A 13895-nucleotide genomic window follows, 5' to 3' on the forward strand; every position below is an offset into this window, starting at 1 on the left:
TGTCCCCAAATTTCTTAATCAGATTAATAAACAAAGTACGTTCAACAGCTTATTCCTTGTCGTCGCCAGTGGCTTCAGCCTTAGGGGCTTCTTCCTTGGGAGCAGCCTCAGCCTTGGGAGCTTCCACTGCTTCTGCAGCGTCGTCTTCCTTGCGGGCCTTCACCCGTGCACGACCACCACCTTCGGTCTTCTTAGCCTTGGCGCCCTTTTCCTTGGCAGAATCGTCGCTGTCTTTGTCGGCTTTGCGCTCGGCCAGACCTTCCTTGATGGCATCGGTCATGGCACCTACAATTACCTCGATGGACTTGGAGGCATCGTCGTTGGCAGGAATCACGAAATCTACGTTACGGGGATCCGAGTTGGTATCTACCATGGCAAACACGGGGATGTTCAAACGGATGGCCTCTTTAACGGCAATGTGCTCCTTCATTACGTCTACCACAAACATAGCCGCCGGCAAACGGTTCAGATCGGCGATGCTGCCCAGGGTCTTGTCCAGCTTGGCGCGCTGACGGCCAATCTGCAATTTTTCTCTTTTCGAAAGACTGTTCCAACTGGGTTCACCCATCATACGGTCGATGGAAGTCATTTTCTTCACGGCCTTACGAATGGTGGGGAAGTTGGTAAGCATACCACCGGGCCAACGCTCCACAACATAGGGCATGTTCACTGACCCTACCTTGTCGGCAATAATTTCCTTAGCCTGCTTTTTGGTGGCAACAAATAAAATTTTCCGTCCTGATTTGGCAATTTGCTTCAACGCTGCAGCAGCTTCGTCGGCTTTAACCGCCGTTTTGTGCAGGTCGATGATATGGATACCATTGCGCTCCATAAAAATGTAGGGAGCCATGGCAGGATTCCACTTTCTTCTAAGGTGACCGAAGTGTACTCCGGCATCCAACAATTGTTGAAATTCTAATTTTGGCATTTTAAATTTTTTAGTCGTTTACATTCTGTTTCAGGCAACCGATAAGTAGTTCCCCTTAAGAAATCTTACCGGTTTAGATACTAAACGCACCTGAGGGGCATTAACGCTTGCTGAACTGGAATCTCTTCCGTGCTTTGGGACGACCCGGCTTCTTACGTTCAACAACACGGGGATCACGAGTCATGAATCCGTTGGTACGCAAGGCTGACTTATCGTCGGCATTAATTTTAACAAGTGCACGGGCGATGGCCAAACGCAAGGCTTCTGCCTGTCCTTTGATACCGCCTCCGTCGAGGTTTACTTTGATGTCGTAGGAACCGGCAACACCCAACAATTCCAAGGGCTGCTTTACAATGTACTGCAGAGTAGCTGCAGGAAAGTAGTTGTCAAGCGGTCTTTTGTTGATGGTTATCTGCCCCTTGCCTTCGCTCAGGTAAATACGAGCTACGGCAGCCTTTCTTCTTCCAATGGCATTAATTACTTCCATAACGCTTATTTAATTTTGTTTAATTCAATTACCCTGGGCTGCTGTGCCTCTTGCTTGTGCTCGGGACCAGCATACACAAACAGGTTTCCAAAGAGCTTACGACCGAGTTTGGTCTTGGGCAACATACCTTTTACGGTACGCTCCACCAAACGCTCGGGGCTTTTAGCAAAAAGCATCGCAGGCGTTACCTCTCTTTGTCCACCCGGATAACCGCTATGGTAGAAAAATACTCTGTCGTCCCATTTTTTGCCGCTGAGCTTAACCTTGTCGGCATTAACAATGATGACGTTGTCGCCACAATCGAGGTTGGGCGTGTAATTGGGCTTGTGCTTCCCTCTCAGGAGCTTAGCCACTTCCGAACCCAGCCGACCCAGAATCATGTCGCTAGCATCTACCACCAGCCATTCTTTCTGAATGGTTGCCGGAGTGGCTGAATTGGTTTTGTAACTTAAGGTATCCACAGTCTTTCTTTCTTTAAATTAGACCTACAAAAAATAAAACAATTGCCGGTGCAAACGCCGCATCAGGCGGGCACCCCAAGGGCCGGGCAGACCATCAGGGCGGTGAACAATAACCTGAAATACAAACAACTTACACCTATTGAACGGATAATAATCGGCCGCAAAAGTAGGAGTTTTTTTTGTAACTGCCAATGCTTTACCATCTTTTTAGCAGCGGGGGACTTCTTTTTTTAATTAACTTTAAGGCCCTTAAAAAAACAGGCATGCAACAAAACGAAATACTGATGCGAACGGCCATCGGTCTGGCCAACGACAACATTGAAAAAGGGGGTGGCCCCTTTGGTGCCGTGGTGGTGCACCAGGGCGAAATTGTTGGTCGAGGTGCCAACGAGGTGACCCTGCAAAACGACCCCACGGCCCACGCCGAGGTGCTGGCCATTAGGAACGCCGCCCAAACGCTGGGGCATTACGATTTAAGCGACTGTGTGCTGTACACCTCCTGCGAGCCCTGCCCCATGTGTCTGGGCGCCATTTACTGGTCGCGCATAAAAACCGTGTACTACGGCAACAACCGCAAGGATGCTGCGGAGGCGGGTTTCGACGACGATTTCATTTACCGCGAACTGGAACTTCCTATGGCGCAGCGCAGCATACTGATGCAGCCTTTGCTGGGTGAGGAAGCCCTGGACAACTTTAAACGCTGGACCAAAAAGGAAGACAAGACGGAGTATTAAAAGGGGCGCCTTGGGGCTGGCCCCAACAATTGATTTTGAACCAGGCCTGCTGAGCAAACCTTAGCGGAATCGACCCTGGGGCCGTCCAAGAAAAAAGGCGGGGGTAAGACTCAGTCGCAGACTGTAGCCGTAGTCGAGCTGGCCGGTCTCCAAATCCAAAAAGCCGTCGAGCAGAAAGGAAAATACGGCCTGGGGATGCAGGCGCTGCTCCCAGCGGTAACGCCCCTCAATAAGTTGTCGCCGGCCCAAAACTTCGTAGGGCGCAAAAGTGGACACGCTGTGATAAATGGGGTTGCCACGAACACTCAGGAAATCCTGTCCCTGCCAATAAGCAAGCAAAGCCCTGTGGCTTTGCACTTGAAGATTAAAGCCGCTGTAAAAGGCATGGCCGCTGTAGATGCCCTGCTGCTGAGCTTCCTTCAAGTCCTTATAATACAACAGTTGCCCAAACCAGCCCCAGTTCCTGTCGGGACGACTCCCCCGCCGCAGGAGTTCCAGTCCCCCCGCCACATTCACTGCCGTTGTACCCGCCACATCGAAGTCGGACACCTGTCCCCCTCGATGCAGGACCAGTCCCTGCAGCGGCAAAACCAGCTCCCAGCGGTCGCGCTTCCACAAATCCCGACGCAGACTCACCCCGGCGGTAAAAATCTCAGGAATGGTATCTCCCGTTTCGATGTATTGCTCCCAGCTCATCCAGGCATCGCCCCAGGTGGAGGCCCCTTCGTACTCGAAGCGAAAACCCATTTCGTAAGGGGCGGTAATTTCTGCCTCGTAATAATATAAGGCATCGGACAGGCGATGATCGCGGTAGGCATTCAGATAACCCAACGTCAGCTGCAGCTCAGGGTGCAAGATGGCCTGAACCGAAAAAAGTGGTTGAACGGCCAGGGTTTTGTTCCCGCCAAACTCCTGCTGCAGGTTAACTCCCCCACCCAACTCTACCCGCTCGCCCAATCGATAGCTGAGCCAGGGCATGAGCTGGTAGCCGGGCAAGGTGTAGCCTTCCACGGCAGCACCAAAAAACTCGTTGTTGAGGAAGTAAAAGGCGGCGGGGACTTCGAGGTACAAGTCTCCCGTCTGCCGCGTACTGTCGGAAGGCTCCGGATCGCTGTGCCAAAAGTGCTGCTGCGCATGTGCGGAGGCACAGCAGCTGAAGAGCAGGACCAGCAAGAGCGTTTTCAGCGTCGGAGAAAAGGAATTCGGCAACATGGACGACAGGTTTATGTACCGAACAAAAATATACAAAAAAGCTATCTTTGCCGCATGGAATACGAACTGGGCCATCTGGCCCTTTTTTTCGCCAGTTTTTTGGCTGCAACCATATTGCCCTTCAGCTCAGAGGTAATGCTCTCGGGCATGCTGGCTGCTGGCTACGATCCCGCCTGGGTACTGATAACCGCTTCGCTGGGCAATTGGCTGGGGGGACTCTCCTCCTTTTGGCTGGGCTGGTTGGGCAAGTGGTCGTGGATCGAGAAATACCTGCGCATCAAGGCCGAAAAACTGGAAAAGCTGCACCGACGCATCGAAGGCAAGGAAGGCTGGGTGGCTTTCTTTTGCTGGCTGCCCGGGGTGGGCGACCCTTTGGCGGTGTTGCTGGGCCTCCTTAAAACCCGCCCCCTGCCCACTGCTTTGTGGATGCTGCTGGGCAAAGCCCTGCGCTATGCCGTTTGGGGCTACCTGACCTTGCTGGGGATGGACTTACTTTCCTGAATCGGCGGCGGACTCAGGCAGGCGCGGGTTATTGGCCTTGAGCGACGCCAGGGCCATAAACACCAAAAATCCGAGGGCGGGAATGGCCACCCAGGTGTAGGAACCCAAACGGGTGTAGGAAAAGCTGAACAAAACCGGCGCCAAAGCACTGGCAAAAACAATCATCGACATGGCCTTGCCCGATATGGTTCCAATGTATTTTCGTCCGAACAACCGCGGCCAGGCCACGGCATTCAGCACCGCAAACATTCCACCGGAGATGCCTTGTCCCACCACCAGTACATACAGTCCCCAACCCAGCTCTATGCCTGTCATCCCTACAGCAGCAAGCAGACTGCCGCCGATCATGATGTACAACAATATTTTCAGGCGCACCCAATCGGAGATCATATTAAAGACCAGTGACACAGTCACCGAAACAACCGACATGGGTACAAAAATGGAAATGGCATCGGCCCGGGGCAGTCCCGACGACTCAAAAATACTGACTACGTGAAAGGTAAAGCCGGTGATGAAAAAAGAATTGAAAGCCAGAATAAGGGCATACATCCAAAAAGCACGGGTACGAAAAGCCTCCTCGGGCTCAAAGCTGCGAAGTGTCTTTCCTTCAATGGCCTTGCCATTGGGCCTTCCTGCCTTACCATCGGGCACCAGGCCATAGGCTTCGGGACTGTCTCTGAAGGTCAGTAAAACCAAGCCCGTCATCACCAGCAAGGCCAGGCCCATCACCACCCAGGCACCGCTCCACGAGTAGCGGGTAATCAGTCCGTCGATCAAAACCGGAGCCAGCGAAAAACCCAGCGAAACACTCAGTGCACTAAAGGCATTGACCCGCCCCCTCAGCCGCTCGAACCATTTCATCACCACGTTGCGCGAAGACATGGTCAACACGCCTTGTCCGGCAAAGCGGAAGAGAAAAAACAAAAGCACCATCAGCACAAAGGGAACCAGCCAGTGGTCGACCAACAGCTTCTGAAAGAAGCCGGCGATGTGATCGATGACCGAGGCTACAAAGAGACTCAGCGCCAGGGCCAAGGCAGCCCCTGCTGCTACGGCGCGGGCCCCGTAACGATCGAACCAACGCCCCGCCCTGCTGATGAGTAGGGAGCTCAGAATGGTTCCCAGCATATAGGCGATGCTGAACTGGTCGCGCGACAAACCCAGCGCATCTTTTACCGGATCGGTAAAGGTCGATACCCCCACGGTTTGTCCCGGAAGGGAGGCCCAAACGCCCAGGGTGCCCATCACAACAATCAGGTAACCGTAGAAAATTGGAAAACGATCGGGATTAAAAACGAGGTGCTTCTTCATAGTCTGCAAAATTACAAATATTTCGTATGGGACAAACAGGGAGGTGTCGACCGCAAAAGCGCCAAAAACATTGACACACAGGCCAAACATAGAGAAATCGGTATAAAACAATGTGCTTGTTTTTCAGTTATTTAACAATTCGAAACCACCACAGCCAACCAAAAAATTCGAAAATCATGCAACAATTTGGCGGTCAATACAGTTAAACTACCTGACCAAACGCAAGAGCATAAAACGAATGATGTGGCGCCGGATATTTTTTCTTTGGGCTCTTTTGCAGCTCCTGCTGTGCACAAATGTGCACGGTCAGGTGGTGCTGGGCGATCGCCACTCAGGCACTTTCCGTCGTGCGGTTAATGCGGCCGACCAGGGCGATTATCAAACGGCCAGGGACTTGCTGGGCAATATCCTTAAGGACAATCCACTCCACATGGATGCCCTCACCCAGCTGGGCGTAGTGTTTATGGAGACCAACCAGCAGCTCGATTCGGCCCAGGCCCTTTTCAATCGGGTGCTGGCTCAGATTCCGGAAGAAGATCTGTACGACCCCTTCAGCGTGTACCTGCATCAATTGAAGGCGCGCACTTACAACCTGCAATTAGAACCCCGTAAGGCCCTGTCGATGCTCCAGGTGGTTAAGGATTCTATTGTGCTGGACGACCTGCGCGCCGAGGTGCAGCAGGAATTTCAGCATACCAACAATGCCATTTTGCTGCTCGACAATCCCATTCAGCTTAACATCAGGGATGTGGGCAAAACCATCAATTCCGAATTTGACGACCACAGTCCCCTCGTTGACCTGAGCGGCAGACGCATGTATTTTACCTCGCGGCGCGCATCCGGCAACGACCGCCTCTTGCCCGACGACCAATACTTTGAAAACATTTATGTGGCCGAGCACGATGGAAGGGCCTGGCAAAAGCCGCGCCTTGTTGAGTCGCTCTACAACCGCAACGAGCACATGAGTCTCCTCTCCCTATCGCCCGACGGCAGTCAGCTCTTCCTCTACCAGAGCGACGGAAAAGTGACACGAAACCTCTCGGTGAGTCGCCTCATCAACGGCATCTGGCAGAGCCCGGAGCTCTTGCCCGCACCCATCAACTCCTATTACGACGAGACCCATGCCAGTCTCTCGCCCGACCAAAGCACCCTCTACTTCACCAGCAACCGTCCGGGTGGCTATGGGGGCCTCGATATTTGGGCGGCACGCAAGGATGCCTACGGCCAATGGGGGGACCCCTGGAATCTGGGCCCCAGCATCAACACCGCCGGCGACGAGGAAAGCCCCATGATGCACCCCGACGGCAGTACCTTGTACTACATATCCAATGGCCCCCATTCCATGGGCGGCTTTGACGTGCTGTACAGTCAATTGCAGACCGACAGCACCTGGGCCCGGGCCGTAAATATGGGCTATCCGGTCAACACGCCCGACGACGACCTTTTCTTTTTACCGACCCTCGACAAAAGTGAGGCCTATCTGACCTCCTTCCGCTTCAATGAAGAGGAAGGACGCAGCGACATCTACAATGTCAATTTCGAGAATGTTCCGCGGGGAATGTTGACCGTGGTTGAAGGGGCGGTAAGCAATCCCGATAATTTGCCGATGGACCAGATTCGCATTCTGGTTTGGCGCGAGTCGGACAACGCCCAGGTGGGCGAATACCGGCCCAATACCCATACGGGACAGTATTACCTGATACTGGATGCCGGTGACTCTTACCGCTTGGAGGAAGCGGGACCAGACAGCCTCTATGTCCGCGAGACCTTGCACCTGCATGCGGAAATGGCTCTGGAGAGCCGCCGTCAGGTTTTGATGAAGGAGGATGTGCAAATGCGCTCTCCCCTGGTGCCCAGGGAGCAGGCAATGGCCGTGAACGAGAAGACAGATGCGCTGGAGGACAGCATTAGGAAATACATAGAAAGCGCCCCCACCGAAACTCCGCTTACCCAAAAACAGCAAGTGGTTCCGTTGTCCGAAGAAGCACCTGCTCCTAATTATGATCGGCAGCAGGCTGCCGAAACGGCTGAAACGGCCTATACCGTACAAATCCTTGCCCTGCAAAAGCAAAAACAGGCCAATGCCCGGTTTCTGGCGGGACTCGATACCAGCATGCTGAAAAGCTGTCGCGGAAAGGACGGCTTTCTGCGCTATTACCTGGGCGACTTTGCTACCACGGAGGAGGCTGAAGCCTTTTTGCGACAAATGAAAAAGGACCCACGCTTCCGCGATGCCTTTTTGCGCCCCCTGGACGAGTTGGCCGAGCTGAGACCTTGAAAAAACGCGCCCTGTTTCTCCTACCTTTCAGGAGGGAAAATCCACTGCACAGAAGTGAAAAAAATGTTATCTTGCACTATTAAGTGTTGGCCTTGCCCTGCATCAAATTAGACGGCGTATAAATAAAGAACTTTTTCTTTATATTATTTTTAAATAGTGCGCCGACCCACTACATTTGCAGCCTGTTAGGGCGTCTACCAAAAAAACAACAAATAACCGATACACTAATATCTTAAATGTAATCTTTATGAGCAGTTTATTTAGTTCTTCCATTGGGAAGAAGTTGCTGATGGGATTGTCGGGACTTTTCCTGATGATTTTTCTGCTTGTTCACCTGGGGGTGAATGCGCTTTTGCTGATACCCGACGGCGGCGAGTTTTTTAATGCAGGTGCCCATTTCATGGCCACCAATCCCGCTGTGAAAATTATGGAACCCATTTTGGGTTTGGGTTTTTTGGTGCACATTGTGTACGGCATTGTGCTGACGCTCCAAAACCAAAAAGCACGTGGTTCGGCAACCTATGCCTCAGGTAAAAAAACCAAAGGGGTAACCTGGGCTTCTCAAAACATGCTGGTACTGGGCATCACCATCCTGGCCTTTCTGGTACTGCACATTGCCCATTTTTGGGTAAAAATGAAGGTGACCGGTTCCGATTTACTTGAGCACGTTACCATCAACATTGGTGGCGTACCCACCGAAGTAGAAAATGCCTATGCCCTGGTGAATGCTACTTTCAGCGAGTTGTGGATTGTATTGGTTTATATGGTGGCCGGTATTGGTCTGGCCATGCACCTTTCGCACGGTTTCTGGTCTTCCTTCCAAACCATAGGCTTCAGCAACAACCTGTGGCGCAAGCGGCTGACCACCATTGGTCAGGTTTACGCCTGGTTTGTGGGACTCGGATTTGCACTGATTGCGCTGTTGCAGTACTTATTTTTTCAAGCTTAAATTTTAATCACCGCATATTATGGCAAAGTTAGATGCTAAAATACCACAGGGGCCTATGGCTCAGAAGTGGACCAACTATAAGGCGCACCAAAAGCTGGTGAACCCCTCCAATAAAAGGAAACTCGACATCATAGTAGTAGGAACCGGTCTGGCCGGTGCCTCTGCCGCTGCCTCCTTTGGCGAGATGGGCTTTAATGTTAAGGTATTTACCATTCAGGATTCTCCCCGCCGGGCGCACTCCATCGCTGCCCAGGGTGGTATCAACGCCGCCAAGAACTATCCCAACGACGGCGACTCGGTTTACCGATTGTTTTACGACACCGTGAAGGGGGGCGACTATCGCGCCCGCGAGGCCAACGTTTACCGTCTGGCCGAGGTGAGTAATTCCATCATCGACCAGTGTGTGGCCCAGGGCGTACCCTTTGCCCGCGAGTACGGCGGTCTTCTCGACAACCGTTCCTTTGGGGGAGCTCAGGTAAGTCGTACCTTCTACGCCAAGGGACAAACCGGTCAGCAGCTCCTTTTGGGTGCCTACCAGGCGCTGATGCGCCAGGTAGAATTGAAAACTGTAAAACTGTACACCCGCAACGAGCTGGTGAACATTGTGATGGTTGACGGCAAAGCACGCGGCATCATTTCACGCGACCTGGTTACCGGTAAGACCCAGCGTCACTTCGGTCACGCCGTAGTACTGGCCACCGGCGGTTACGGCAACACCTTCTTCTTGTCGACCAACGCCATGGGCTCCAACGGCTCAGCGGCTTTGCAGGCCTACAAGAAGGGCGCTATGTTTGCCAACCCCTGTTTTGCCCAGATTCACCCCACCTGTATTCCGGTACACGGGGAGTTCCAGAGCAAGCTGACCCTGATGTCGGAGTCGCTGCGTAACGACGGTCGCATTTGGGTGCCTAAGAAAAAGGAAGACGCCGAAGCCATCCGTGCCGGTAAGCTGAAACCTACGCAAATTGCAGAAGAGGACCGCGACTACTACCTGGAGCGCCGCTATCCTGCCTTTGGTAACCTGGTGCCCCGCGATGTGGCTTCACGGGCTGCCAAGGAGCGTTGCGACGCCGGTTACGGCGTAGGCAACACCGGTTTGGCGGTGTACCTCGACTTTAAGGAGTCGATTGAGCGCCTGGGTGAGGATACCATCCGTGCCCGCTACGGCAACCTCTTTCAGATGTACGAAAAAATTGTGGACGACAATCCCTACGATACCCCAATGATGATTTACCCCGCCATCCACTATACCATGGGCGGTATTTGGGTAGATTATGAACTGCAGACCAGTGTTCCCGGTTTGTTCTGTGCCGGTGAGGCCAACTTCTCCGACCACGGCGCCAACCGTTTGGGTGCTTCGGCCCTGATGCAGGGTTTGGCCGACGGTTACTTTGTGCTGCCTTACACCATTCAGAACTACCTGGCCGACGACATTCGTACCCCGCGTATGAGTGGCGACGAAAAGGAGTTTGTGGAAGCCGAGAAGGAGTCGCAGGACCGCCTGAACAAACTGCTCTCCATTAAGGGACAGCGTTCGGTGGACAGCATTCATAAGGAGCTGGGACTGATTATGTGGGACTTTGTGGGCATGGCCCGTAACAAGGAAGGCCTGCAAAATGCCATCGAAAAAATTCGTGCCGTTAAGAAGGAGTTCTGGAGCAATGTACGCATCCCCGGATCCAACGACGGTATGAACATTGAACTTGAAAAAGCCAACCGTTTGGCCGACTTTATCGAAATCGGTGAACTGATGGCCCTCGACGCACTGAACCGGGAGGAATCCTGTGGTGGTCACTTCCGTGAAGAGCACCAAACCGAAGAAGGGGAAGCGCTGCGTCACGACGACCAGTACGCCTATGTTTCCTGCTGGGAATACAAGGGAGACAACCAGGAGCCCGAACTGCACAAGGAAGAGCTCAAGTATGAAGAAATTCAACTGGTTCAGCGTAACTACAAATAGTGCAGGAGGCAAGTTCAACTATTAAATGGAGTTTAATCATGGAAAAAACATTGAATCTCACACTTAAAGTCTGGAAACAAAACGGTCCCCGGGAAAAAGGACGTTTCGAGACTTACAAAGTAAGCAACATATCTGTGGACAGTTCCTTCCTCGAAATGATGGACATTTTGAATGAGCAACTGATCAACGAAGGCAAAGAGCCGGTGGCTTTTGACCACGACTGCCGCGAAGGCATCTGTGGCATGTGCTCGCTCTACATCAACGGTCGCCCCCACGGACCCGACGACGATGTAACTACCTGTCAGCTGCACATGCGCAAGTTCAAGGACGGTGAAACCATCATCATAGAGCCCTGGCGTTCGGCCGGTTTCCCCGTCATTAAGGACTTGATTGTGGACCGCACCGCCTTCGACAAAATTATTGCTGCCGGTGGTTATGTATCGGTAAATACCGGAGGGGTACCCGATGCCAACGCCCTGCCCATTCCCAAGCCCGATGCCGATGAGGCTATGGATGCGGCTTCGTGCATTGGCTGCGGCGCCTGTGTGGCGGCCTGCAAAAACGGCTCTGCCATGCTTTTTGTCTCTGCCAAAGTGAGCCAGCTGGCGCTGCTGCCCCAGGGCCGCGTAGAGGCTGCCCGTCGTGCCAAAAACATGGTGGCCCGCATGGACGAATTGGGTTTTGGCAACTGTACCAACACCGGTGCCTGCGAGGTAGAATGCCCCAAAGGCATCTCGCTGAGCAACATCTCCCGTTTGAACCGCGAGTTTTTGACCGCCAAGATCAAGGACTAAGCCATAAAGCGATAAGCAAATAAAAAGAGGCTGCCCAATAAGGGGCAGCCTCTTTTTATATTACCAGCTTTGAAACTATAGAAATCACGGTTTGGTTAAAAACGCATCTTATAGCCTAATATGATCCTTGATGTTTTGAATTAAAAGACTGAAGAAGAGGTGAGTGCTTCAAGTTCCTTTAGTCGCTTTAACTGAGAAACTTCCATGCAAGAATATTTCTTACGCCAATTATACAACATTGCCTTCGAAATGCCATGCTTCCGACATACGCTTTGAGCATCTATGCTGCTATCATACTCTTTGATGACCTTAATGATCTGACTCTCGGTAAATCTTGTCTTTTTAATGATGATCGTTTGACTGCTTAAAATTAATAAATTGTCTAATTTTAAGCTGCCCTATTTTTAGGGAAGGCTACACTCGGTTTTTAGAGGCCAAGACAGGCTTTCTGTATTTCAATGTTTTATTATTCTCCTATAGATTTACCTAATACAAAATAATATTCTTTTTCATCTCTATATATGTATAATGTATCTGATTGATTATGCTTAATTATAGAGTCGCCTATATTTAAGAATTTACATAAAGAGTAAGGCTTGTAATTGTAATTATCAGAATCAAAAAAAAAGACTCTTCTACCATCCTGCAATTCTCCAAAAGCACTTGACCTATCCGCCTTGACCTTAACCACAACCCCATTCAATGAATTCAAGTTTCTAATGTCAATATGGTTACTCATTTTGCTATTATGAAGTACAATACCTATTATTACCATTATTATAAAGCCCATTAATAATAAACCATAGAACTTCCCTACTTTATTTCCGTCTTTAAACATCATCTTTAATAAAATATAGTTTGACCGTAACTACTCAGGTCTCATTTGCAACGCTGACAGCTCCCGCCGCCGCGGATTCATAACCAGCACCGAATCGAGCTACCGCAATATTAAAAAAAAGATTTTAACTCTGGCTTGTTTTCAAGAAAGCTTCTCTTCTCTGCAGTCGTTCCAACAGCAAAGCGTAGTGTAATCAAAGGGTCACCGCCCCGTTTTATTACAGTATCAATGACTGAACGCATCACGGCAAATCTCGTTGCCCCCTGGGTTGAACGAAATTGGCCTGATATTTTTTGCTTGACCTTGACGTTTCTTATGGCCCGCTCCGAGGAATTGTTGTCCGGTGGCACCTCAGCATAAAACAAGAAATTGAACACGTCAAACTTCAACCTCCTCATCCTTTTGTGGAAGGCCTCGAGCTTATCAACATCTTCCGGATTTAACTCCAACAAATGGTTGAATAGTTTCAGAAGCTCATCTCTGGGGGCACTTTTTAAATAGTCAGATGGACTCATTTCCTTTTTGAGTTCAATTGCCCATAGAAATAATTTTTTCATGGCCATCGCCCATTGACTGTTGTGCTTATCGATAAAATATTTGAGCTCTCTGAGCATGTGGGCCACGCACGGCTGATGCTTTTGGGCCGGAGTCTTAAGCTGGGCGCTTAATGCATCGCTAACGAGAGTGCTGCTCTTAAAGCCGTTGGGGAAATTTTTGATTATTGATACGTATCCTCTTGATTGTTCATAGGCAATAAATGACGCCGATTGANCTCTTGATTGTTCATAGGCAATAAATGACGCCGATTGACTTTGCCAAACCCACATCAAATCCTTTTGCCCTTTAACCTTCACGCTGGTTTCATCACTTCCTACAACAGCAGCTTCGGAAATGCTTTGCTGGATTCCTTTATAGATCGGCTCTACCGATTTTGTCACTCTTGCAAGCATATTGGCAACGGTGCCCTGACTCATTCTGATGTTGGTTATGCTGTATATAAGCTCGACTAGTCGAGCCATTGGCAAATACTGTCGGGTACTTAAATATCCAACAAGGCTTGATAGATTAGGGCCATATTGCACCGGAGCATTAACATATCCGGGAAAGGCCCCGGTATGGCAATGCCCACAGTCGCATCTGGTGCCATAAACCTGATGGTTGGTTACGCTTGCTTTTATTTTAGGAATATCAACAACCTGACGTTCCTCAAGAAGGCTGAAGTCCGAGGCTTGAAAACTCTTTTTACAAAAGGGGCACTGTTCAGCTGGAAGGTGCTTTACCCTAAAATCAGGGTGAGGATTCTTAGCCAGGGTGTGTCCTTTGTGACCAGGTTGGCCTCCAGTTTTGAGTGTGCTCTTTTCGCGTAATGATTGGTTTCTATGAGAAAACAAATCTGTAGAAGGGGGCATGGAACTATTTCTGCTGGTCGTCGGGATTTTGTG

General features: G+C 50.8%; 13 protein-coding genes and 1 pseudogene. 6 read left to right on the plus strand and 8 right to left on the minus strand.

All coding sequences use genetic code 11. From position 1 onward, the window contains the following. Positions 1 to 49: 49 nt before the first annotated feature. The 3 genes from rpsB to rplM all read right to left on the minus strand — a co-directional run bounded on the left by rpsB (position 50) and on the right by rplM (position 1876). On the minus strand, positions 50 to 928 hold the full coding sequence (gene rpsB / locus B4W65_RS13440) for a 30S ribosomal protein S2 (RefSeq protein WP_088655681.1): 879 nt from the start codon (positions 926 to 928) through the stop codon (positions 50 to 52). Positions 929 to 1028: 100 nt separating this feature from the next. Next, on the minus strand, positions 1029 to 1415 hold the full coding sequence (gene rpsI / locus B4W65_RS13445) for a 30S ribosomal protein S9 (RefSeq protein ID WP_088655682.1): 387 nt from the start codon (positions 1413 to 1415) through the stop codon (positions 1029 to 1031). Between the two features lie 5 nt (positions 1416 to 1420). Beyond that, on the minus strand, positions 1421 to 1876 hold the full coding sequence (rplM, locus tag B4W65_RS13450) for a 50S ribosomal protein L13 (protein WP_088655683.1): 456 nt from the start codon (positions 1874 to 1876) through the stop codon (positions 1421 to 1423). A 263-nt stretch (positions 1877 to 2139) separates the two neighbouring features. On the opposite strand from rplM, the gene B4W65_RS13455 reads away from it, so the two are divergent. After that, the gene (locus tag B4W65_RS13455) at positions 2140 to 2610 is read left to right on the plus strand and encodes a nucleoside deaminase (protein ID WP_088655697.1); all 471 of its coding nucleotides are present in this window, start codon (positions 2140 to 2142) and stop codon (positions 2608 to 2610) included. Positions 2611 to 2670: 60 nt separating this feature from the next. On the opposite strand, the gene B4W65_RS13460 is transcribed toward B4W65_RS13455, so the two are convergent. Beyond that, a complete protein-coding gene (locus B4W65_RS13460) occupies positions 2671 to 3822 on the minus strand; it encodes a hypothetical protein (protein WP_088655684.1) in 1152 nt (383 codons plus the stop codon). Between the two features lie 54 nt (positions 3823 to 3876). Between B4W65_RS13460 and B4W65_RS13465 the strand changes: the two genes are divergently transcribed. Continuing rightward, entirely contained in the window at positions 3877 to 4323 is a 447-nt protein-coding gene (locus tag B4W65_RS13465; protein ID WP_088655685.1) for a YqaA family protein, read from the plus strand. Here B4W65_RS13465 and B4W65_RS13470 read toward each other — a convergent pair. Further along, complete coding sequence (locus tag B4W65_RS13470) at positions 4312 to 5634, minus strand: MFS transporter (RefSeq protein ID WP_088655698.1); 1323 nt, start codon at positions 5632 to 5634, stop codon at positions 4312 to 4314. The two genes, B4W65_RS13465 and B4W65_RS13470, sit on opposite strands and share 12 nt — an antisense overlap. Positions 5635 to 5872: 238 nt before the next feature. On the opposite strand from B4W65_RS13470, the gene B4W65_RS13475 reads away from it, so the two are divergent. From B4W65_RS13475 to B4W65_RS13490, 4 genes are all read left to right on the plus strand, one after another. Beyond that, entirely contained in the window at positions 5873 to 7912 is a 2040-nt protein-coding gene (locus tag B4W65_RS13475) for a tetratricopeptide repeat protein (protein ID WP_088655686.1), read from the plus strand. A 247-nt stretch (positions 7913 to 8159) separates the two neighbouring features. Next, positions 8160 to 8861, plus strand: a complete 702-nt coding sequence (locus B4W65_RS13480; protein ID WP_088655687.1) for a succinate dehydrogenase cytochrome b subunit — start codon at positions 8160 to 8162, stop codon at positions 8859 to 8861. Positions 8862 to 8880: 19 nt separating this feature from the next. After that, positions 8881 to 10821, plus strand: a complete 1941-nt coding sequence (locus tag B4W65_RS13485; protein WP_088655688.1) for a fumarate reductase/succinate dehydrogenase flavoprotein subunit — start codon at positions 8881 to 8883, stop codon at positions 10819 to 10821. 38 nt (positions 10822 to 10859) lie between these two features. Next, positions 10860 to 11615 carry a succinate dehydrogenase/fumarate reductase iron-sulfur subunit gene (locus B4W65_RS13490; RefSeq protein ID WP_088655689.1) on the plus strand — a complete coding sequence of 252 codons (756 nt, stop codon included), beginning with the start codon at positions 10860 to 10862 and terminating at the stop codon, positions 11613 to 11615. 167 nt (positions 11616 to 11782) lie between these two features. Here B4W65_RS13490 and B4W65_RS13495 read toward each other — a convergent pair. The 3 genes and pseudogenes from B4W65_RS13495 to tnpC all read right to left on the minus strand — a co-directional run. Then, positions 11783 to 11962 (minus strand): annotated as a pseudogene (locus B4W65_RS13495) (transposase); the annotation flags it as partial. Positions 11963 to 12081: 119 nt separating this feature from the next. Then, positions 12082 to 12456: a hypothetical protein gene (locus tag B4W65_RS13500; protein WP_088655691.1), complete on the minus strand. Its 375-nt coding sequence runs from the start codon at positions 12454 to 12456 to the stop codon at positions 12082 to 12084. 107 nt (positions 12457 to 12563) lie between these two features. Continuing rightward, positions 12564 to 13889 carry an IS66 family transposase gene (gene tnpC / locus B4W65_RS13505; protein WP_449404139.1) on the minus strand — a complete coding sequence of 442 codons (1326 nt, stop codon included), beginning with the start codon at positions 13887 to 13889 and terminating at the stop codon, positions 12564 to 12566. Between the last annotated feature and the right edge of the window lie 6 nt (positions 13890 to 13895).

This window comes from Geofilum rhodophaeum (assembly GCF_002210225.1).
GTDB lineage: Bacteria > Bacteroidota > Bacteroidia > Bacteroidales > Marinilabiliaceae > Geofilum > Geofilum rhodophaeum.

What these genes read in the sequence shown, in the direction of transcription:
- rpsB (WP_088655681.1), bottom strand. Translation starts at nt 928, where the DNA reads ATGCCAAAATTAGAATTTCAACAATTGTTGGATGCCGGAGTACACTTC.
- rpsI (WP_088655682.1), bottom strand. Translation starts at nt 1,415, where the DNA reads ATGGAAGTAATTAATGCCATTGGAAGAAGAAAGGCTGCCGTAGCTCGT.
- B4W65_RS13455 (WP_088655697.1), top strand. Translation starts at nt 2,140, where the DNA reads ATGCAACAAAACGAAATACTGATGCGAACGGCCATCGGTCTGGCCAAC.
- B4W65_RS13460 (WP_088655684.1), bottom strand. Translation starts at nt 3,822, where the DNA reads ATGTTGCCGAATTCCTTTTCTCCGACGCTGAAAACGCTCTTGCTGGTC.
- B4W65_RS13465 (WP_088655685.1), top strand. Translation starts at nt 3,877, where the DNA reads ATGGAATACGAACTGGGCCATCTGGCCCTTTTTTTCGCCAGTTTTTTG.
- B4W65_RS13470 (WP_088655698.1), bottom strand. Translation starts at nt 5,634, where the DNA reads ATGAAGAAGCACCTCGTTTTTAATCCCGATCGTTTTCCAATTTTCTAC.
- B4W65_RS13475 (WP_088655686.1), top strand. Translation starts at nt 5,873, where the DNA reads ATGATGTGGCGCCGGATATTTTTTCTTTGGGCTCTTTTGCAGCTCCTG.
- B4W65_RS13480 (WP_088655687.1), top strand. Translation starts at nt 8,160, where the DNA reads ATGAGCAGTTTATTTAGTTCTTCCATTGGGAAGAAGTTGCTGATGGGA.
- B4W65_RS13485 (WP_088655688.1), top strand. Translation starts at nt 8,881, where the DNA reads ATGGCAAAGTTAGATGCTAAAATACCACAGGGGCCTATGGCTCAGAAG.
- B4W65_RS13490 (WP_088655689.1), top strand. Translation starts at nt 10,860, where the DNA reads ATGGAAAAAACATTGAATCTCACACTTAAAGTCTGGAAACAAAACGGT.
- B4W65_RS13500 (WP_088655691.1), bottom strand. Translation starts at nt 12,456, where the DNA reads ATGATGTTTAAAGACGGAAATAAAGTAGGGAAGTTCTATGGTTTATTA.